This window comes from Paenarthrobacter sp. NEAU-H11, from assembly GCF_050573415.1.
Taxonomy (GTDB): Bacteria; Actinomycetota; Actinomycetes; order Actinomycetales; family Micrococcaceae; genus Arthrobacter.
Genome location: NZ_JBNZGA010000006.1, coordinates 54,565 through 75,173, shown reverse-complemented (window position 1 = coordinate 75,173; position 20,609 = coordinate 54,565). Strand labels below are relative to the sequence as shown.

19 protein-coding genes are annotated in these 20,609 nt (G+C 63.6%); 4 read left to right on the top strand and 15 right to left on the bottom strand.

The annotated features are described in order from the left end of the window. Positions 1-20 precede the first annotated feature (20 nt). The 6 genes from ACQ3DC_RS09565 to ACQ3DC_RS09540 form a co-directional block, all read right to left on the bottom strand. Complete coding sequence (locus tag ACQ3DC_RS09565) at positions 21-1,049, bottom strand: Gfo/Idh/MocA family protein (RefSeq protein ID WP_430752080.1); 1,029 nt, start codon at positions 1,047-1,049, stop codon at positions 21-23. Further along, positions 1,049-2,044: a Gfo/Idh/MocA family oxidoreductase gene (locus ACQ3DC_RS09560; RefSeq protein WP_430752079.1), complete on the bottom strand. Its 996-nt coding sequence runs from the start codon at positions 2,042-2,044 to the stop codon at positions 1,049-1,051. Before ACQ3DC_RS09560 ends, ACQ3DC_RS09565 begins: the two co-directional genes overlap by 1 nt. A gap of 88 nt (positions 2,045-2,132) precedes the next feature. Further along, entirely contained in the window at positions 2,133-3,068 is a 936-nt protein-coding gene (locus ACQ3DC_RS09555; protein WP_421092196.1) for an ATP-binding cassette domain-containing protein, read from the bottom strand. Positions 3,069-3,080: 12 nt separating this feature from the next. Continuing rightward, complete coding sequence (locus ACQ3DC_RS09550) at positions 3,081-4,148, bottom strand: ABC transporter permease (protein WP_157239007.1); 1,068 nt, start codon at positions 4,146-4,148, stop codon at positions 3,081-3,083. A gap of 64 nt (positions 4,149-4,212) precedes the next feature. Beyond that, on the bottom strand, positions 4,213-5,208 hold the full coding sequence (locus ACQ3DC_RS09545) for a substrate-binding domain-containing protein (RefSeq protein ID WP_321215430.1): 996 nt from the start codon (positions 5,206-5,208) through the stop codon (positions 4,213-4,215). A 122-nt stretch (positions 5,209-5,330) separates the two neighbouring features. Beyond that, complete coding sequence (locus ACQ3DC_RS09540; RefSeq protein ID WP_430752078.1) at positions 5,331-6,371, bottom strand: LacI family DNA-binding transcriptional regulator; 1,041 nt, start codon at positions 6,369-6,371, stop codon at positions 5,331-5,333. Positions 6,372-6,522: 151 nt separating this feature from the next. Between ACQ3DC_RS09540 and ACQ3DC_RS09535 the strand changes: the two genes are divergently transcribed. Continuing rightward, positions 6,523-7,701 carry a Gfo/Idh/MocA family protein gene (locus ACQ3DC_RS09535; protein ID WP_157239009.1) on the top strand — a complete coding sequence of 393 codons (1,179 nt, stop codon included), beginning with the start codon at positions 6,523-6,525 and terminating at the stop codon, positions 7,699-7,701. Next, a complete protein-coding gene (locus ACQ3DC_RS09530; protein WP_430752077.1) occupies positions 7,698-8,717 on the top strand; it encodes a sugar phosphate isomerase/epimerase family protein in 1,020 nt (339 codons plus the stop codon). Before ACQ3DC_RS09535 ends, ACQ3DC_RS09530 begins: the two co-directional genes overlap by 4 nt. Positions 8,718-8,939: 222 nt before the next feature. Here ACQ3DC_RS09530 and ACQ3DC_RS09525 read toward each other — a convergent pair whose 3' ends face one another. The 9 genes from ACQ3DC_RS09525 to ACQ3DC_RS09485 form a co-directional block, all read right to left on the bottom strand. After that, positions 8,940-10,397 (bottom strand): sugar porter family MFS transporter, encoded by a 1,458-nt coding sequence (locus ACQ3DC_RS09525; RefSeq protein WP_421092199.1) that lies wholly within the window; start codon positions 10,395-10,397, stop codon positions 8,940-8,942. 11 nt (positions 10,398-10,408) lie between these two features. Further along, positions 10,409-11,281: a sugar phosphate isomerase/epimerase family protein gene (locus ACQ3DC_RS09520; protein ID WP_430752076.1), complete on the bottom strand. Its 873-nt coding sequence runs from the start codon at positions 11,279-11,281 to the stop codon at positions 10,409-10,411. Positions 11,282-11,357: 76 nt separating this feature from the next. Continuing rightward, positions 11,358-12,371, bottom strand: coding sequence for a Gfo/Idh/MocA family protein (locus ACQ3DC_RS09515; protein ID WP_430752075.1), 1,014 nt, complete (start codon positions 12,369-12,371; stop codon positions 11,358-11,360). Between the two features lie 45 nt (positions 12,372-12,416). Continuing rightward, positions 12,417-13,328 (bottom strand): sugar phosphate isomerase/epimerase family protein, encoded by a 912-nt coding sequence (locus tag ACQ3DC_RS09510; protein ID WP_430752074.1) that lies wholly within the window; start codon positions 13,326-13,328, stop codon positions 12,417-12,419. Positions 13,329-13,423: 95 nt separating this feature from the next. Then, on the bottom strand, positions 13,424-14,932 hold the full coding sequence (locus ACQ3DC_RS09505; protein WP_157239014.1) for a CoA-acylating methylmalonate-semialdehyde dehydrogenase: 1,509 nt from the start codon (positions 14,930-14,932) through the stop codon (positions 13,424-13,426). A 41-nt stretch (positions 14,933-14,973) separates the two neighbouring features. Next, positions 14,974-16,902, bottom strand: a complete 1,929-nt coding sequence (gene iolD / locus ACQ3DC_RS09500; RefSeq protein ID WP_430752073.1) for a 3D-(3,5/4)-trihydroxycyclohexane-1,2-dione acylhydrolase (decyclizing) — start codon at positions 16,900-16,902, stop codon at positions 14,974-14,976. 40 nt (positions 16,903-16,942) lie between these two features. Continuing rightward, the gene (locus ACQ3DC_RS09495) at positions 16,943-17,893 is read right to left on the bottom strand and encodes a Cgl0159 family (beta/alpha)8-fold protein (RefSeq protein WP_430752072.1); all 951 of its coding nucleotides are present in this window, start codon (positions 17,891-17,893) and stop codon (positions 16,943-16,945) included. After that, positions 17,890-18,894, bottom strand: coding sequence for a 5-dehydro-2-deoxygluconokinase (gene iolC, locus ACQ3DC_RS09490; protein WP_430752071.1), 1,005 nt, complete (start codon positions 18,892-18,894; stop codon positions 17,890-17,892). Before iolC ends, ACQ3DC_RS09495 begins: the two co-directional genes overlap by 4 nt. A 216-nt stretch (positions 18,895-19,110) precedes the next feature. After that, positions 19,111-19,515, bottom strand: a complete 405-nt coding sequence (locus tag ACQ3DC_RS09485) for a tautomerase family protein (protein ID WP_321215422.1) — start codon at positions 19,513-19,515, stop codon at positions 19,111-19,113. A gap of 155 nt (positions 19,516-19,670) precedes the next feature. On the opposite strand from ACQ3DC_RS09485, the gene ACQ3DC_RS09480 reads away from it, so the two are divergent. Together ACQ3DC_RS09480 and ACQ3DC_RS09475 are read left to right on the top strand one after the other, a co-directional pair. Next, on the top strand, positions 19,671-20,036 hold the full coding sequence (locus tag ACQ3DC_RS09480) for an ArsR/SmtB family transcription factor (RefSeq protein WP_321215421.1): 366 nt from the start codon (positions 19,671-19,673) through the stop codon (positions 20,034-20,036). Next, positions 20,029-20,511, top strand: a complete 483-nt coding sequence (locus ACQ3DC_RS09475) for an SRPBCC family protein (protein WP_321215420.1) — start codon at positions 20,029-20,031, stop codon at positions 20,509-20,511. Before ACQ3DC_RS09480 ends, ACQ3DC_RS09475 begins: the two co-directional genes overlap by 8 nt. Positions 20,512-20,609 lie beyond the last annotated feature (98 nt).

Sequence of the window (20,609 nt, the reverse complement as noted above, 5' to 3'; positions counted from 1 at the left end):
AGAGACGGTTAAGCGGGGGGTCATTCGCCTGGAAAGCTAATGCCGAGCTGGCGCCGGATTTGGTCGGCGGCTTCCATGGTCCGGATGGAGGCTGCGAGTGGACGCTGGGGGCTTTCTGCCTGTCCGGCCGCGATGCAACGGGCCACTGCTGCGGCTTCGAAATGCAGGCCCTCGAAGTGCCCGCCCGCCGGCTCGCTGTAGCGCCGCCGTGTCCCGTCGGGGAAACGCAGCTCGAAACCGCCGGGCATGTTGAATGGTCCGTCCATGGTCAGTGTTGCCTGGGAGCCGACAATGGTGGCAGCCGTGGGGGTGAAATTATGCAGCTGCGTGTTCATGACTGCCTGGCTGCCGCCCGGGAAGTGCATGATCGCCGAAACCTGCGCGTTAACCCCGGACTCGTGCTGCTGGCCAATGACATGCATCTGCTCCGGGGAGCCCAGGATTTCGGTGATAAGCGCCAAGGGATAGGTCCCGAGGTCCAGCAGCGGACCCCCGGCCAGCGCTGGATCAAAGATGCGGTGGCTGCGGTCGAAGTACTCGCCGTATTCCGCCAGCACAGTGGTCACGGTCCCCAGCGTCCCGGCTTCGAGGATCTGCCGGATGACGTCGAATTTTGGCAGGAAGAAACTCCACAGCGCCTCGGCGGCGAAGACGCCGGCGGACCCGGCCCGCGCGGCGATGTCCCGTACCTGGTCCGCATTGAGCCCTAGGGGTTTTTCGATCAGGACGTGTTTGCCTGCTTCGAGCGCGAGCAGGGCTGCGCTGTGGTGGAAATTGTGCGGTGTGGCGACATAAACAATGTCGATATCGGGAGCCGCTGCGAGCTCCTCGTAACTTCCGTACGCGGCCGGCACGCCAAACTTCCCGGCAAACTCTTTGGAGCGGGCCACGGAGCGGGAGCCGACGGCGGCAATCACCTGGCGGGAATGCGCCTGCACTGACTCCGTGAACCGCTCTGCAATCCAACCGGGCCCCATGATTCCCCACCGCAGGGAGGGTGCGTCCTTCGAATCCGGGACGCGTGATGCCGGCATGACGGGAACGGCCATCAGTAGATTACTTTCGTGAAGGCTCCGTCACTGTGCAGCGACCGGATCATGGCCTGGGCAACCTGCGATGCCCGCAGGCCGTCTTCTCCGGTGGCGAGCGGTGCGGGCTCGCCCCTTTCGAGGGCGGAAATCCACGACTGGAGCTGCAGCCGGTAGGCGTCGGCGAAACGCGGGCGCCAGTCAGCAGGGATCTCAGCCGTGCGGTGGCCCTCGCGCTGGACCACCAGGGCTGCGGGTTCGGGCAGGGCAGCGGTGCCGCCCTCGGAAACAACTTCGCACCTGGTGGTATAGCCGTACTGCGCGTTCAGGAACAGCTCCAGGGTCGCCAGGGTTCCGTCGGCCGTCCGGAGGAGCATCACGGCAGGGTCCTGCAGTTCTCCGGGACTGTGCCGTGAGCTGCGCCCCGCCTGCCATGCAACTTCGGTGATGGGCGAGTCCAGCAGCCAGGGGATGATATCGAACTCGTGGATGGCCGAATTGGTGATGGCCGTTTCCGAGCTGGTGCCGGGGCCCGAGGCTACCGTGCGGCTGGTGCAGTGGACAATCAGGGGTTCGCCGTGGCTCCGAAGCCGCGTGGATTCGCGGAGGGCGGCGTAGCCGGGATCGAAGCGCCTCATAAAGCCCATGGACAGCAGCCTGGCACCGGTCGCCGCGACGATGTCCGCCTCAGCTTCCACAACGTCAAGGCTCTCCAGGAGCGTCGGGGCCAGCGGCTTTTCACAAAGCACGGGCGTCATCGCTTCGAAGCATTCCAGCACCAGTCCGGCGTGGGTGGAGTCGTGCGAAGCGACAACGACGGCGTCCACCTCGCTGGAGTTGATCAGCTCCGAGGGGTCCGTCGTGGTCCGGGCCGACGGCGGCGCAGCAGCAGCTGCGCGTCCGGCGTCGAGGTCTGCCACGAAGGTGACTTCCGCACCGTTGACGGTGGCGGAAAGGTTCCTGATATGGTCTGCGCCCATAACGCCGGCGCCAATGACGCCCACCCGGATCGGCATGCTCTTTCCTGTCTAATGTTCAGTGCGCACACGAATGGCAGAGCGAGGGGGCCCATCGGGCATTTGCCGTCGGGCCCCCGGCGGGGTGCTACACGTGCCGCGGGCTGCTTTCCTTGGCAGATTCCGCGATTTCAGCGACGTCGGCAACCTCGGCCTGGACTTCCTTGACGATGTCGCCGTGGCCGCCGAGCTGTTCGAGCTCGTGGGCAAGTTCGGCAAGTTCCGCGCCGCCGGCCATTTGGGCGGTGAGCTCGTCCAGGGTGATGTCCTTTTTGTCGTAGTAGCCGATGGATTTGCCCCGCTTGAGCAGGAGGAACCGGTCGCCCACGGGGAAGGCGTGGTGCGGGTTGTGGGTGATGAAGATGACCCCGAGGCCCCGGTCCCTCGCCTGGAGGATATAGCGCAAAACTACGCCCGACTGCTTGACGCCCAGGGCCGCCGTCGGCTCGTCCAGGATCAGGACCTTGGCTCCGAAGTACACTGCCCGGGCAATGGCCACACACTGGCGCTCGCCGCCCGAAAGCTGGCCGATGGGCTGCTCCACATCGCGCAGGTCGATGCCCATGTCGGCGAGCTCTTTCTTGGTGATGTCCTTCATCTTCTGGACATCGAGGCTCTTGAACGGGCCGAACCCGGTGGTGAGCTCCGAGCCGAGGAAGAAGTTCCGCCAGATGGGCATCAGGGAAACCACCGCGAGGTCCTGGTAGACCGTCGCGATTCCGACATCGAGGGCATCGCGGGGGGAACTGAATTTCCGTTCGTCACCCATGACGTACAGTGAGCCTTCGTCGTGCTGGTGCAGGCCCGCGATGATCTTGATCAGCGTGGACTTACCGGCGCCGTTGTCTCCCAGAACGCACGTGACGCGGCCGTTGTCCACGGCCATGGTGACGTCACGAAGGGCAATGATGTTGCCGTAGTGCTTGCCTACACCTTCCAGGGAGAGCAAATGAACCGGGGTGTGCGTCAGCGGATCCTTTTCGTTCTTGAGCAGGGTCTGCTGGTCGATTGCTTTGGCGTTCATTTTCTTCGCCCCTTACTTCAGTTCCGCGCGGCGCTTGACGATGAGGTTGACGATGGTAGCCAGCAGAAGCATCAGGCCGAGGAAGAACTTGAACCAGTCCGGGTTCCACTGCGCGTAGACAATGCCTTTGTTGGCCATGCCAAAGATGAAGGCACCGATCGCACCTCCCACGGCTGAACCGTAGCCACCGGTGAGGAGGCAGCCGCCGATCACGGCGGCGATGATGTAGAGGAATTCGTTACCCACGCCCTCGCCCGACTGCACGGCGTCGAAGGCGAACAGGTTGTGCATGCCGAGGATCCAACCGCAGAACCCGACCGCCATGAACAGCCCGATCTTGGTCTTCGTCACGGGCACGCCCACGGCGCGTGCGGAGTCGGCGTTGCCGCCGACTGCGAAGATCCAGTTGCCCACCTTGGTGCGCAGCAGTACCCAGGATGCGATGGCAACCAGGATGATCCAGAAGAACACGGTGATTTTGACTTCAACGCCACCGATGCTGATCGACGAGGCGAACACGGCACGGGCCGATTCGAAGCCGTCCAGCTTGGAAATGGACGGCGAGGACACGCTGCCGCCAATAAGCCTGGTCAATGCCAGGTTCAGGCCGGTAAGCATCAGGAACGTCGCGAGGGTGACGATGAAGCTGGGAAGCTTGGTCTTGATCAGGATCCAGCCGTTGATGAACCCGATGGCCAGCGAGACTGCGAGCGCCAAGGCAACGCCTACCCACGCGTTCATGGAGAAATTCCAGCTGAAAAGGGATGCGGTCAGCGCTGATGAGATCACGGCCACGCCGGTGGAAAGGTCAAATTCGCCGCCTATCATCAGCAGCGACACACCGACGGCCATGATCCCGATGGTGGAGCTGCCGTAAAGAATGGTTGCCAGGGCGTTGGGCTGGGTGAAGGTCGAAGAAACCAGCGCGAAGAAAACGAACAGGACCACTGCTCCTACGAGAGCGCCAACTTCAGGGCGGCCCAGGAGCTTCTGGAACGGGTTCCGTTGTCCGACTCGCTCATCGCCGCGCGGCCCGGCTGCTGCGGCTGGTGCCGGAGGCAGGGTTGCTGTATTTGCCATTGGAAGAACTCCTTGTTGGTCAGGCCGTTCGGCGGATACCCTCCGCACGGCCTGAGTCCTGGATCTAGCGGACGCCCTGCTGGGCGAATTTGAGGACGTCTGAAGCGTTCGACTTATCGACAATGGTCGGGCCGGTCAGGACAGGCTGTCCACCGCCGAGCTTGAAGCCGCCGCGCTTTGCCTGCCACAGGGAATCAATCGACATGTAGCCCTGGAGCCACGGCTGCTGGTCCACGGTGAAGATCACGGCACCATCCACGATCTTCTGCGCGAGATCTGCGTTCAGGTCGAAGCTGGCAACCTTCGAAGAGCTGCCGGCATCAGCGACGGACTTGAGCAGCGTCAGGGTGATCGGTGCGCCCAGGCCAATGATGACGTCGGCGTCCTTGGCGGCCTGGAGCTTCGCGGTGGCGGTGGACTGGACTGCGGTCATGTCTTTGCCGTCGACGTACAGTATCTCCGCTCCCGGAACTTTGGCCTTGACGCCTGCGCAGCGTGCTTCCAGACCGACGTGGCCCTGCTGCTGAATTACGCATACGGGGTGCTTGAAGCCCTCGGCGGCCAACCGGGTCCCCACGGCCTCGCCGGCGAGTTTCTCGTTGGACCCGAAGTGGGTAAATGCGCCGAGCTGTGACGAGATGCTCTCGCCCGCATTGAGGCTCACCACCGGGATGCCGGCATCAGTGGCCTTCTTCAGGACGTCCTTCAGGGCATCCGGGGTGGCGAGGGTGACGGCGATGCCATCGACCTTCTGGTCGATTGCCTGCTGGACGAGCTGCGCCTGGCGACCGGCTTCAGGATCGCTGGTGTAGAGGAGCTCAACGTTGTCTTTAGCCGATGCTTCCTCCGCCCCCTTGCGGACGATGTCCCAGAAGGTGTCGCCTGCTGCTGCATGGGTGATCAGGGCCACCTTGATGCGGGCGGTGGTTGCCACCTGCCCCGATGAGCCGGAGTTTGCAGTGTCTGCCGACTTGCCTCCGCCGCTGGAGCAAGCGCTCAGTGCCAGCATCGGAACGACGGCCGCCACGAGGGTCGCCTTCCGCCAGGAAAACTTCTTCACGATATATCTCCTTTGATAAGGGTTGCGGCCCTGCCTCTCTGCAGGAACTCGAGGCCCTCTACAGAGATCATGGGTGATCGGGATCACCCATGTCAAGACTTTGTCCTGACATTAGTATGTTTTTACTTCAAAGAAGATGGTTGGGCGCTTGAGGACGGCGCAGTGGCTGTAGTCGAGCGGACCATCAGGGCAGGATCGATCAGGGTCCGCTGAGGTACGGCGGCAGGATCCTCAAGCCTGGCCAGCAGACGGCGCGCGACCTCAATACCCACAAGATCACTGCGATTATCCACGGAGGTGATGTCCAGGTACCGCGACTTGGCCAGTTGTGAGTTGTCGTATCCGATGACGGAAATCTCATGCGGGACCGACAGTCCGCGGACCCTGATGGCCCCGAGGGCGCCCACTGCCATGGTGTCGTTTGCTGCAAAAATGGCAGTCGTGTCCGGATGGTGCTCCAGCAGCCAGCGTGCCGATTCGTAACCGTCCTCTTCAGACGTGCCCCCCGCCTCCCCGACGACGCAAACCTCGACACCAGCCTCCCGGAGATGCCCAGTAAAGCCGGCCCTTCGGTGGGCAGCGGCACCACCGGACCCGGACAGGTGTCCGATCCTGGTGTGTCCGAGGTCCAACAGGTGGGCGGCGGCCATGGCGCCCCCGGCGTCGTCATCATTCGTTACCAGGTCCATGCCTTCAGGCACCCCGTTTCGCCAGCCTGCCACGATAGTGGGCACCCCCGCACCGGTCAGCATGGACAAAGTGGGCTCGGCAGCAATGACCAGGCCATCAACGTGCATGGCCAGCAGTCCGTCCACAGCCTCGCTGATACGGTTTGCGCCAGGGCGGGAATCGGCCAGCATCACCTGGTAGCCACCCTCCGTCAGCACGGATTCCATACCCCGCAGCAGATCGACAAACCAAAGGTTCCGGTAGTCATCTATGACAAGTCCTATGCTCTTTGTCCGGCTGCTGGCTAGCGTCGTGGCTGCCCGGCTGGGACGGTAGCCAAGTTCCGAGATCGCCGCCTGCACTGCATTGCGGCGCTTCTCGCTAACGCGCACCGGGTTCTGCAGCACCAGCGAAACCAGCGATGGCGAGACTCCTGCATGCTTGGCCACGTCATAGATGGTGGGGCGCCGGTTTTTGAGGCGATCATGCGTCATGGAAATGCCTTTCTTCTCTCGGTTGAGAATATCCCGGCGAACGATTGACAGGACATATGGACATGGATACGCTCAAGGTCAGCGTAAAAATTGTAGCGCTACAAAATGCCGCTGGCGATTCCGCTGCGGCTGAATTTCAAAGGAGAAATCAATGGCTGAAAGCCTCGGTGTAGCAGTCATCGGCGCAGGCATGGCAGGCAAGGCGCACGCTGCCGCGTACCGGACGGCATCCGCCCTGTACAGCCCGACGCTTCCTCCGGTGCGCCTGGTTTCCATCGGCGACGTCAATGCTGAATTCGGCTCCCTAGCCGCCCGCCGATTCGGGTACGAGCGTAACGACACCTCATGGCAGGCAATCGCTGAAGCCGATGACATCGACGTGGTCAGCGTGGTCATCGCCAATTCCCTCCACCGCGAGGTTGTTGAGGGTTTGCTGGCCGCCGGCAAGCACGTGCTGTGCGAAAAGCCCCTGAGTGATTCGATGGACGATGCCCGCGCAATGGCCGACGCCGCCCGAAATGCGTCCAGCATCGCCCGCATTGGCTTCACCTTCCGCCGTACACCGGGCATCGCCTACATTCGCAACCTCATCCGGAACGGGGTTCTCGGCAACGTCCTGCATTTCAGCGGCCGGTACTGGACCGACTATGGCTTCAGCCCCTTCGCCCCCATGAGCTGGCGGTACAAGGGTGGCGCAGGTTCAGGTGCCCTTGCCGACGTCGGGTCCCATCTGGCTTACGTCTCTGAGTTCCTCTGCGGCGATATTCAATCCATCTCCGGCGGACAGCTCAGCACCGTCATCGGCAAGCGTCCGCTGCCGCTGGCCGCAGTGATGGGCCATGACCACGTGGCCGTCAGCGACACCTTCGAAGCCGTCGAGAACGACGACTACGCAGCCTTCAACGCAGAGTTTGCCGTCGGCGCGGGAAGCTTCGAAGTCTCCCGCGTTGCCGCCGGCCACGCCAACAGCCTGCAGTTCGAGGTGTTTTGCGAAAACGGCGCCGCCAAGTTCGACCAGCGCCGGCCGTCCGAGATCCAGCTCTTCCTCAACGACGACTCCGGCAACGAAAACGGCTACCGGCAGGTCATCCTCGGCCCAGGCCACCCCTACATCGCCGGCGGCCTCGCCATGGACGCCCCGGAAGTGGGCTTCGGTCAAAACGATGCGTTCGGCTACCAGGCACGGGCATTCCTCGAAGAGGTTGCCGGCATCAGCGAAGCAGAGTCCCTCCCCCGGTGTGCCACCTTCGACGAGGGCGTCCGCAACATGGAACTGCTCGGCGCCGTCACCGAGTCCGCCCTCAACAACGGAAAGAAGATTTCGCTATGAAACTGGGTGTCTATAACGCGATCCTGCATGACCGGCCCCTTCCCGAGGCATTGAAGGTCATAGCCGACCTCGGCCTCACCGGGATCGAAATCAACACCGGCGGGTTCCTGCCTGCGGTCCACGTGCCCGCCATGGACCAGATCCTGGAAAGTGACGCAGCCCGCGATGACTTCCTGGCGATCTTCGAGGGTACCGGGGTGTCAATCGCCGGCCTGAACTGCAACGGCAACCCCCTGCATCCCAAGCGCGAGATCGGCGAGAAGCATGCCGAAGACATCCGCCGTTCCATTCGCCTCGCGCACCGCCTTGGGCAGAACCGGGTGGTCACAATGTCAGGGTTGCCCGGCGGAGAGCCCGGCGCCACCGTCACCAACTGGATCGTCAACGCCTGGAACTCAGCCGCCCTGGACGTTCTGGACTACCAGTGGGGCGTGGCTGCCAGATTCTGGAAGGAAACAGACCAACTGGCCCGGGAGGATGGTGTGAAGGTTGCCCTGGAGCTGCACCCGCAGAACCTGGTTTTCAACCCGGCCGACGTGCATAAGCTCGTGGAGCTGACCGGAGCGACACACATCGGTGTGGAACTGGACGCCTCCCACCTGTTCTGGCAGCAGATGGACCCCATAACCGTTGTCCGCGAATTGGGGCCGCTGGTATTCCAGGCTGCGGCGAAGGATGTACGGATCAACAAAGAAACCGCCGCACTCTACGGTGTTTTGGACAACCGGTTCCGGCGGCTCTCCCCGGAAGAACACCGGACGAACCTCGGCGGCGACGAGTGGGCTAACGAATGGCCCAGGCCTGCAGCTTGGGACTTTGTCGCGCTGGGCAAGGGGCACGACACCGCCTACTGGGCCGAGTTCCTCCGCGCCCTCCACGAAGTGGACCCGAACATGCTCGTCAACATCGAACACGAAGATGTCGAACTGGGCCGTATCGAAGGGCTGGAAGTTGCGGCCAAGGTTCTCCTGGACGCAGACGCAGCGCTCTCGGCTTCGTTGAAACTGACGGCCTGATCGCACAACAAACCCGCACAGCAGGAGGGGTGGCGCACACGCGCCGCTCCTCCTGCTGTCTTTCTGCTGTCTCTCCCGGCGGGGTTGTCCTGAATGTCGGCCATAAGCGGCGGCGTGTCGCCGATATCCTGGCTTTGGCCCGCTTCCAAAGAGGAAAGGCGCCCGACGCCAGCCGGCGTCGGGCGCTTTTTTTGGCACGGAGTGTGCCTTGCGTTGGGGGGATTAGGCGTTCATGCCGGAACGCTCTTTGAAGAGGTGTTCGAGCTCCTCAAGCGACTTGTCCTTCGTTTCCGGTACCACCCGCTTGACCCACGCGATCGCGCAGATCTGCAGTGCCACGAAGATGAGGAAGGTAGCCGATACTCCGATCCACGAAACCATCTGCGGGAAGAAGAAGCCGATGAGGAAGTTGACCATCCACAAGACAAAAACGCAGATTCCCATGGCGACGCCGCGGACATGCATCGGGAAGATCTCGGACATGGTCAGCCAGGTCACGGTGCCGATGCAGCCCTGCATAGAGGCCAGGAACGTCACCATGAACAGCAATACCAGGTAGCCGCGAAGGGTGCTTTCCGGCAGGGCCAGAGAGATCATCGCGATGGCCAGCAGGGATGTGGCCGTGCCGCAAAGTCCCACAATTAGCATGGGTTTGCGAGGCACACGCGACATCAGGTACATGCCTATAACGACGGCCACTACGGAGGTGATGCCGTTGAGAACGTTTGCGATCAGTGCGCCCTGGTCGCCGAATCCTGATGAAGACAGGATGGACGTTCCGTAGTACATGATTGCGTTGACGCCGCTGATCTGGTTAATGATCGCCATGCCGAGACCCACCACGAAGATCCTGCGGATCCAGGGAACGGTAAGGTCCTTGACCGTTCCGAGTCTGGCCTGGTAGTCCTCGCGGGCCGCCTGCCGCACTTCGTCGAACTCCGCCGATACGTCCCCGGCAGCGCGGGTGGAGCGCAATACTTCCAGAACAGCACCGAACCGGCCGGCAGACGCCAGCCAGCGCGGGCTTTCCGGCAGGACCAGCATCCCAAACCACAGCACCACAGCCGGCAACGTAGCGATCACGAGCATCCACCGCCAAATGTTGGCCTCTTCCGGGAAGGCGTTGCCCAGGACGGCATTGAACGTGAAGGCGATGAACTGGCCTGTGACGATCATCAGTTCGTTCTGCGTGACGATGCGGCCACGCTGGGCCGCCGGCGACATCTCCGCAAGGTACACGGGCACGATTACCGACGCGCCGCCCACGGCGAGCCCCAGCAGGGTCCTGGCCGCTATCAGTAGTTCAGTGCTGGGCGAGATGGTGCAGAAGATGGTGGCGACGACGAAGATCAGCGCCAGCCCCATGATGGTTCTGCGTCTGCCGAAACGGTCAGACAGACGGCCGGCACTGATGGCGCCAAACGCTGCACCGAACAGGAGCGTCGATGTCACGAGTCCTTCGGTCAGCGGTGTAAGGCCAAGGTCGCGCTGCATGAATGGGAGGGCGCCGTTGATGACTCCGGTGTCGTAGCCAAAAAGCAGGCCGCCGAAGGTGGAGAACAGCGCCACCTTCCGCATGAACTTTTTCGGATCGGATTGATAGGCCTTTGCAGGTGCTCCCCCGCCGATAGCCGTGTCCGGGGCTTCGGGCTCCGTTAAGATTCCTTTGCTGTGTTCCATCCGCACATCCACTACTTCGCCTTGGCGATGTAGGCCTTCATCGTCTCCAGCTGGTACCGGGAAACCTCGTCAGCGTTCTCGTCCTCCGCAAAAACGCTGGAGACCATCACCGTGTCATCCCGGTCCAGGAAGCCGATTTCCTTGAGTCCGCCGAAGAATTCATCCCAGTTCACATCGCCGTCACCGATCTTCAGGTGCTGGTGCACGCGGACGGGATTGCCCGGCGGGTTGGTGATGTACCGAAGCCCGTGCGAGGCGTGGTGGTTCATGGTGTCGGCGACATGGACCAGCCGCAGCTTGTCCCCCGCTGCCCGCATGATGTCCAGTGGAGCGTTCTTCATGTGGAAGCTGTGCGAGGCGACGTAGACCAGGCCTACGTTCTTCGAGTTCAGCCCCCTGATCACCCGGATCGCTGCCAGGCCTTCCTCCACGAAGTCGTCCGGGTGCGGGTCGATCAGCAGGTCGAGGCCCTCGCGTTCAATGATCGGCAGGAGTTCCTCCATGGAACGGTAGAAGGCCCGCTCGGACTCCTCGGCCTTCTCCGGCCTTCCGCTGAACTCCGTGTTGATGGTGCCGACGCCGAGGTCGACCGTGATCTGGATGACCCGCTTCCAGTAGCGGACTGCTGCTTCGCGGGCATCCTCGTCCGGTCCTGACCATCGGAGGACCGGCAGCACGGACGCAATCTCAATCCCCGCGTCCCGGCAGGCCTTGCTGAGCTGACCCACAAGTTCGTCATCGGCCTTGGGATGGTTGTAGAAGGGGATGAAGTCCGCGTGCGGGGTCATCTGCATGTACTTGTAGCCGAGGTCCGCAACCACCTTTGGGAACTCGAGCAGGCTGTGCGAGTGGTGGAAGGGCGTAGGGTCAAGTGCGATTTTCACGAAAAAACACTCCGTTGTGGATCGGTAAAGGGTTGGAGACGGGAAAGGGGACGGATCGCTCCATCCCCTTTCTGTCCTACTTGTAGAGGTCCGGCTTGGGGGCAAGCTTCACGGCCACCTTTTCGCCGTTCTTCTGCGCCTCGACGCCTGCTTCACAGCAGGCTGCGGTGGCGTAACCGTCCCAGGCCGTGGGACCGCCGATCTCGCCCTTAAGTGCCGCGTCCACCCATGACTGGATTTCGACGTCGTATGCCGCACCGAAACGCTCCTCGAAGCCGGGGGTGACGTTGCCGCCCCAGCGGCCGGCGCTGCGGGTGTACGGACCCTTGTCTCCTCCGATGCTGACGATGCCCTCTTCGAAGGAAGCCTGGGTGGCCACTTCGTAGCCGAACTTGGCATTCACGTAGATTTCGACGTCGGCCAGGACACCTGACTCGGTCTCGAGCAGGACGTGCTGGGGGTCGTGCTGGCCCGCGGGCGCGTTCTTGGTCGCCTTGCCCAGGCGGACCTGGACGCTGGTGATCTCCTCGCCAGTGAAGTACCTGATGGCGTCGAACTCGTGCACAACGGAGTCGTTGATCAGCATCTCGTTGGTGAAGCCGGCCGGCGTGGTGGGGTTGCGGTGCTGGTGGTGCAGCATCAGCAGTTCACCCAGTTCGTGGTTCCGGATGATCTGGCCAAGGGCTGCATATTCTGCGTCGAACCGGCGCATGAAGCCGACCTGGATGCGCTTGTGGCCCAGTGCAACCTCGGCCTGGACGATCTTCCAGGAGGACTCGGCATCCGGGGTCAGCGGCTTCTCGCAAAGGATGGGGATGTCCTTGGCAACGGCCTTGAGCAGGATGTCCTCGTGCAGGAAACCAGGGGTGGCAATGAGTACTGCATTGACGTCGCCGTTGTTGAGCGCTTCCTCGGCGTTAGCAAGGGCAACGGCTCCCGGAATGCCTTCAACGGCCGCCTGGGCACGGGCCAGGTCAACGTCGACGACGGCGGCAACCTCGGCACCGTGGATGCGGGTGTTGAGCCGCTGGATGTGGTCGGCGCCCATGCGCCCGGCGCCGATGACGGCGACGCGGAGGTTTTGAGTCATTGTTTCGTCCTTCTGTATCTGTAACGGATGCGGGCTGTCTTGTTGTCAGTTGACGGTGGTTCGGGAACCGCAGGACAGCAGGTAGTTGCGGGTGCGCTTGGCGATCGGCATGGGCACGTCGAAGGCCACCGGGTACATGTCCTGCTCCACGATGCCGAAGATGGGGCGGTTGAGGCCCTCGACCGCTTCGATAACGGCGCGGAGGTCGGGCAGGCCGTTCGGCGGCTCGGTCATAACGCCTGCCAGGTTGGCGGCAGCCCAGGTCATGTTTTCCTCGTTGACCTTCTTGAGGATCTCCGGGTTGATCTGCTTCAGGTGCAGGTAGCCGATCCGATCCGGGTAGTTCTTGATGAGCTCCAGGCTTGATGCGCCGCAGTACTCGGCATGGCCCGTATCCAGGCAAAGGTTCACATACTTCGGGTCAGTCGCAGCCAGCAAGGTTTCGATGTCCTCCTGGGCTCCCACGTGGGAATCCGCATGGGAGTGGAACTGCTGCTTCAGGCCGAAGTCCTCCAGAAGCGTCTTGCCCAGGCGGTTGTGGCCCTCGAAGAGGTCGCCCCAGGCCTTGTCGTTCAGGGTGCCGCTTTCCACTGCCTCGCCGGTAACGTCATCGCGCCACATGGCAGGGATGACCACGATGTGCTCGCCGCCCATGGCTGCAGTCAGTTCGGCAACCTTCCGGGCGGGCTCCCACGCGGTTTCCCACTGGTCCAGTCCGCGGTGGAAAGCGGTGAACACAGTACCGGCGGAGATCTTGAGGTCGCGCTGCTTGAGCTCCTCGGCCAGCCGCGCGGGGTCGGTGGGAAGGTACCCGTAAGGGCCCAGTTCGATCCACTTGTAGCCGGATTCGGCAACCTCGTCGAGGAACCGCTCCCACGGCGTCTGCTTGGGGTCGTCCGGGAACCAGACGCCCCAGGAGTCCGGCGCCGTGCCGATGATCAGTTTGTTCTCAGTCATTGTGCGTTCCTCCTCATCGATTGCTCCGCAGGTGTCGTTTTGGACGCTCAAAACGGCGGGTACGGAGCAGTCGATGGTGGTTGTCGGGGTGGGGCCTAGTTGGACGGGAAGTTGTAGGAGGCGCCGGAGGCGTGGTGGGTTTCGGGCCAGCGTGAGGTGACCACTTTGCCGCGGGTGTAGAAGGAGACGCCTTCGGGGCCGTAGATGTGCTTGTCGCCGAAGAGGGATGCCTTCCAGCCGCCGAAGGAGTGGTAAGCCACGGGAACGGGCAGGGGCACGTTGATGCCGATCATGCCGACGGTCACCGAGCGCTGGAACTTGCGGGCCGCGGCGCCGGAGGAGGTGAAGATGGCGGTGCCGTTGCCGTACGGGTTGGCGTTGATGAGGTTGATGCCGTCCTCGAGGCTGTCAACGCGGACCACGACGAGGACCGGTCCGAAGATTTCCTCGGTGTAGGCGGTCATTTCGGTCCTGACGTGGTCGATGACGGTGGGGCCTACCCAGAAGCCGTCCTCGTGGCCGGGGACCACGAGGTCGCGGCCGTCAACGACCATGGCGGCGCCGGCCTGTTCGGCTTCGGTGACGATCCGGACGATGCGTTCCTTGGAGGCGGGGGTGATCACCGGGCCCATTTCGGCGTCGGGCTCGGTGCCGTTGTTGACCTTCACGGCCAGGGCGCGTTCTTCGACCTTCTTGACGATCAGGTCGGCTGCGTCCGCGACGGCGACGGCGACCGAGATGGCCATGCAGCGTTCGCCGGCGGAGCCGAACGCGGCGGCGGCCAGGTGGTCCGCGGCGTTGTCCAGGTCGGCGTCGGGCATGACGATGGCGTGGTTCTTCGCCCCGCCCAGGGCCTGGACGCGCTTGCCGTGCTTGGTGGCAGTCTCGTGGACGTACTGGGCGATCGGGGTGGAGCCGACGAAGGAGATGCCGTCCACGTCCGGGTGGGTCAGGAGCCCGTCCACGGTTTCCTTGTCGCCGTGCAGGACCTGGAACACGCCGTCGGGCAGGCCGGCCTGCTTCCAGAGCTTGGCCAGGAGCATGGAGGCGGAGGGGTCGCGTTCGGAGGGCTTGAGGATGAACGCGTTGCCGGTGGCGATCGCCATCGGGGCCATCCACAGCGGGACCATCACCGGGAAGTTGAACGGGGTGATGCCGGCGACCACGCCAAGGGGTTCGCGGAAGTTGAAGACGTCGATGCCGGTGGAGACCTGGTCCGAGTAGTCGCCCTTGAGCAGGGTGGGGATGCCGCACGCGTATTCGATGACTTCCAGGCCGCGGCCGATCTCGCCCTTGGCGTCGGAGAGGACCTTGCCGTGCTCGGCCGTGATCAGCTGGGCGAGCTCATCGATGTGTGAGGCGACGAGCTCGCGGAACTTGAACAGCACGGCGGTGCGCTTGGCCAGGGAGATGTCGCCCCAGGTATCGGCGGCCTTGCGGGCGGCCGCAACGGTGGCGTTTAGGTCCGCCCGGTTCGCCAGCCGCAGCTCTGCGCTGACCTGGCCGGTGGCCGGGTTGTAGACGTTGGTGGTGCGGTCGCCCTCGCCGGCGGTCTCGGCGCCGTTGATGAAGTGGTTGATGACAGTGGTGGTCGTCGTTGACATGTGTGGACTTCCTTGGTCTGTGGCTGTGCGGGGGTGGAGTGTCAGCCGAGCAGTTTGCGCTGGCGGGCTTTGTGGTCGGTGTAGGTCTGGTAGGCCGCCTTCGTCGAGTCCAGTTCTGATACCTGGGAGACGGGAACGTCCCACCAGGACTCGGAGGACGGGGCGTCCAGCAGCGGGTCGGATTCGACGTGGATCAGGATGGGGCCGCCGCGTTCCGGGGCGGCCTTGGCGTCGCGGATGGCCTGTTCGAGTTCGGCGATGACCTTCTCCCCCGGTTCGATCCGGATGACCTTCACGCCCAGGGACTCGGCGTTCAGGGCCAGGTCCACGGGCAGGGTTTCGCCTTCGTCGAAGCTGTGCTGTTCTTCGTCCAGGGCCCGGTACTGGGTGCCGAAACGCTGTGAGCCGAGCATCTCGGAGAGCGAGCCGATGGAGGCGTAGCCGTGGTTCTGGATCAGGACCACGATCAGTTTGATGCGTTCGGCGACGGCGGTGACCAGTTCGGTGTGCATCATCAGGTAGGAGCCGTCCCCCACCATGACGACGACGTCGCGCCGGGTTCCGCCTTTGGCGGCTTCCGCCAGCGCCGCGCGCTTGACGCCGAGGCCGCCCGGGATTTCGTAGCCCATGCAGGAGTACGCGTATTCCACGTGGTAGCCGAACGGGTCCCGGACCCGCCACATCTTGTGCAGGTCACCGGGCAGGGAACCGGCCGCACAGATAACCACATCCTGCGCGTCCATGGCCCGGGAGGTGGCGCCGATGATCTCGTTCTGCGCCGGCAGCGGGGTGAAGCGGGTGTCGAACGCCGCGTCCACGGTGGCGTCCCAGCGCTTCTTCTCGGCCTCGATCTGCTGCTCCAGGTCCGCACCCACCCGGTACCCGCCCAAAGCTGCGTTGAGCTTCACCAGTGCCTTGCGGGCGTCGGCCACGATCGGCAGCGTGGTGCCGTGCTTGTACGCGTCGATCGGGGCGACGTTGATGTTGATGAACCGTACGTCCGGGTTCTGGAAGGCCGTGCGGGACGCGGTGGTGAAGTCCTCGTACCGGGTGCCGATGCCGATGATCAGGTCCGCCTCGGCAGCGATGGCGTTCGCCGCCGTCGTCCCCGTGGAACCAATCGCCCCCAGGGAGAACGTGTGGTCCCAGGGCAGGACGCCGACGCCCGCCTGCGTGTTGCCCACCGGGATGCCCGTCAGCTCCACGAGCTTCGCGAGTTCGTCGTTGGCGTAGGCGTACAGGACGCCGCCGCCGGCGATGATCAGCGGGCGCTTCGCGGCACGGATCGCCGCCGCGGCGCGGGCGATGTCGTCGTCGTCCGCGTCCGGGCGGCGGATCCGCCACTCCCGCTCGGCCAGGAACTCCGCAGGCACGTCAAACGCCTCGGCCTGGACATCCTGCGGCAGCGAAATGGTCACCGCGCCGGTCTCTGCCGGGTCCGTCAGGACGCGCAGGCCGTGGTGGAACGCGGAGAACAGCTGCTCCGGCCGGGTCACCCGGTCAAAGAACTTGGACAGCGGCCGGAACGCATCGTTCACGGTCAGGTCGTACGCGTAAGGCTGCTCCAGCTGCTGCAGCACCGGATCCGCGGCACGGGTGGCGAACGTGTCGGACGGCAGCAGCAGCACCGGCAGCCGGTTCGTGGTCGCCAAAGCGGCACCGGTCAGCAGGTTCGAGGAACCCGGACCGATCGAGGTGCTGACCGCGAAAGTCTGTCGGCGGCGGGTGTGCCGGGCATACCCCACGGCCTGGTGCACCTGGGCCTGCTCGTTCCGGCCCTGGTAGTACGGCATGATGGCCGGGTCCAGCTGCTGGTACTGCTTCAGCGCCTGGCCCACACCGGCCACGTTCCCGTGCCCGAAGATGCCAAAGGTCCCCGGAATCAGCCGCTCGCGGTACTCAACGCCGCCAACGGAGTCCACCGTGTACTGCTTGGAAAGGTATTCCACCACGGCCTGGGCGACCGTCATTCTGCGCGTTGCAGTTCCTGATGTTGTTCCCATGGGGAGGCTACTCCGATACTTCTTCGGTTCGGTTTGGGGTTGTGTGGTTCAGCAGCGAGGCGGCGGTGGCAACGGCGCCGGCAACATCGCCGTCGGCCGGGTACAGGAGGGTCCGTCCCACTGTGAGGCCCTGCACCCCGGGCAGCGCGAGGGCTGCCTGCCAGCTTGCGAAGACCTCGTCCTGGCTGCTGTCCGGGTCCCCGCCCAGCAGGACGGTGGGCATGGTGGTAGCTGCCATGACCCGTTCCATGTTTGCAACAACGGGAAGCTTCATCCACGTGTAGGCACTGGTGGAGCCCAGACCCTCGGCGATGGCGATGGACTTGATCACGGCGTCCGTTGAGAGGTCGTTCCGGACGCGGCCGTTTTCCCGGACCGACAGGAACGGCTCCACCATGGCGATCAGCTTACGCTCGGCAAGCGAATCGATGGCCCTGGCCGTTGCCTCGAGGGTGACGACCGTATCCGGGTCCCCCAGGCAGATGCGCGTCAGCATCTTGCCGCCATCGGCACCAAGCGCTTCCAAGGCAGCAGCCGTGTGCCCGGTGAAACGGTCATCGAATTCGTTGACCAGGCCCGCGAGCCCGCCGCGGTTCATCGAGCCAAAAACGAGTTTTCCGTCCAGCGCACCCAGCAGGAGCAGGTCGTCCATGATGTCCGGCGAGGCAAGCACACCGTCCACGGCCGGGTTGGCCAGCGCAATCTGCAGCCGGTCCAGCAACTGCCGGCGGTCTGCCATGGCCACGGGATCCGAACCGACGGCAAGGGCACCGCGCGCGGGGTGGTCCGCAGCCACAATGAAGTTCTGCTTGCCGTATTTCAGGCCGGGGTGGCGGCGCCGCGCCTTCGCGGCCCGGGCTATGGCGTCCGGGTCTTCAAGCCGGATGGTGCTCAAGTGGGCATAACGGCGGGGGTCGTCGTCCAGGGCATTGTTCGAGGCGAGGGGCGTGAGGGTCACAGCGCTGCTCCTTCGGTGGCAAACTGACCAGGAACCAGGCGGCCGCGTTCGGCAAGCAGCGAGGTGACCTCCTCCGGCGTCGGCATCGCGTCCGCGCAGGAAAGCCGGGACGCGACGATCGCGCCTGCGGCGTTGGCATAATCCAGGACCCGGGCAAGCGGCCAGCCCGAGAGCAGGCCGTGGCAGAAGGCGCCGCCGAAGGAATCGCCGGCACCCAGGCCGTTGACGGTTTCCACCGGTACCGGCGCAGAAACAACACGCTCCGTGCGGGTCTTGGCCATCACACCCTCGGCGCCAAGCTTCACGACGGCGATCTCGACTCCGGCGGCCAGCAGCCGGTCCGCCTGCTCATCGGGGGTTCCCTCCCCTACCGCCACGGCGCATTCCTTGTCGTTACCAATGGCCACGGTCACGTGCGGCAGGATCCGGCCGACCTGTTCCCGGGCTTCCTCTTCGGAGGCCCAGAACATGGGCCGATAGTCCAGGTCCAGGATGGTGAACTGGCCTTCCTTGAGGCCGGCGCGCGGGCGGGCCTCATGAGCGGCAATGTGCGCGCTTCGGCTGGGCTCCTGGCACAGGCCGGTCACGGTGGACCAGAAGATCCGCGCGTCGCGGATAGCGTCCAGGTCAAGCTCTTCGGCCTTGATCTGCAGATCCGGGGCGGTAGGGAAACGCCCGTAAAAGTAGAGCGGGAACTCGTCCGTAGCCGGCTTGATCGCACAGAACGTCACCGCGGTGGGCCATTCCCTGACCGGGGTGACGAAGGTGTCGTCAACGTTGAACTTCTTCAGTTCCCTGTGGAGGTACTTGCCGAAAGCGTCGTCACCGGTACGGGTAATCACCCCGGTCCGGCGGCCATGCCGGGCGGCCGCTACCGCAACGTTCGACGGCGATCCGCCGAGGTACTTGCCGAAAGACGTCACGTCCTCCAGGTCCACCCCAATGTCGTTCGGGTAGATATCAACGCTGATGCGCCCGATCGTGAGCAGTTCGTGGGTCACGGTATTTGCGGACCTTTCTAGTTTGAACTCTTACCTCAAACAGCTAGAGCTCCGGTGCCTGGCTGGCCCCTCCATGAGCGGGGTCACACCCACTACTTTGCCCTAGAATTAATGTCCTGTCAAAGGTTTGTACTGACATGTTTACAAGTTGCCATAGCGGCAGTTTTAGACTCCCCAGGGGGAGCCGGAAGGGTCCCGCGAGCAGAAGACGACGCCCTACTTCCGGGGTACAGCCAGCTCGCCGGTAACGTACTGGGCGCGGCCAAAGCCGAAGGACCAGTCGCCGGCGGTGTTCTCCACATAGCCAATGAACACGTCCTCACCGGCGATCCCCACCCCAGCGAGCTTGTCCGCCACGGCGGCAAAGAGGCGCTGCTTTGCCTCCTGCGACCGTCCGCCCTGGGTAAAGATCTGGATCATCACCACACCACTTGTCCGCTCAAAACCGAGTCCGGCATCCTGGGCAAAGATCTGCCCGGCGGGATGCTCGGTGAGGATGTGGAAGTAGTCGCGCTCCGGGATGCCGTATTCAGCAAGGATGGCGTCGTGGATTCCCCGGCTCAACTGCTGCAGGTCCTCCCGGCTGCGGCCCAGATTTACATCGATACGAACGAGTGGCACTGTCTCTCCTTTGAAAGTTTGTACTGACATACTAACAAAGTTCTTCAGGCTGCGGCAAGAGCGCCTCTGGGGATCTTGAACAGCCGCCGGAACAGGCATAGACTTAAACAACCTAAAGGTTGATAAAGGAAAAGGTTGAATAAGGAAGGGACCTGATGAACTCCGAAAGCGCAGCCTTGGACTCGGCCTTCATGGCCTTGGCCGATCCCGTGCGGCGGAGCATCATCGCCCGGCTCAGCCGGGGCCAGGCCACCGTGAACGAACTGGCGGAACCGTTTGAGATCTCCAAGCAGGCGGTCTCAAAACATATCCAGGTACTCGAGCAGGCGGGACTGGTCACCCGGACCAGGGATGCGCAGCGCCGGCCCGTCCACCTGAACCCTGCGCGGCTTGAGGCGCTGACAGCCTGGATCGACCAGTACAGGCTGGTCCGCGAAGGGCAGTTCCGGAGCCTCGACGCCGTACTTAGATCAAATGCTGCGGCCAGCAGCGATCCATCTCCAAGGAGTCATCATGAGTAATTCCCTGAAACTCAGCGTTCCTGAGGGCGTCCCCTTCATCGACTACGAGCGCGAGTTTGATTTCCCCGTCGCGGACGTCTTCCGGGCCCACAAGGAACCGGACCTGATCGTCCAGTGGCTGGGCCCGCGGGGCTACAAGATGGAAATTGACCACTACGATTTCCGGACCGGCGGCAGCTACAGCTACCTGCACACCGGGCCCGAAGGGGTGCCCTACGAGTTCAGGGGCATCTTCCACACGGTCCGCGAGAACGAATTCGCCATCCAGACCTTTGAGTTCGGCGGCTACCCGGACGTGGTGAGCCTGGAATTCATGACCTTCGAGGACCTCGGCAATGGACGGTGCCGCCTGCGGGGCCACTCCGTCTACCCAAGCCAGGAGGCGCGGGACGGGATGGCCCAGTCCGGAATGGAAGGCGGCATGAGCGAGGGCTACGAGCGGCTGGACGAACTCCTCAGCGGCGCCAAGGTCTGACAGGCAAAAGTACGACGACGGGAGGTCACCTTTCGCTGGGAAAGGCGACCTCCCGTCGTCGTACGTTAAGTCGTCCGTTAAACAGCAACGCGGGGTCA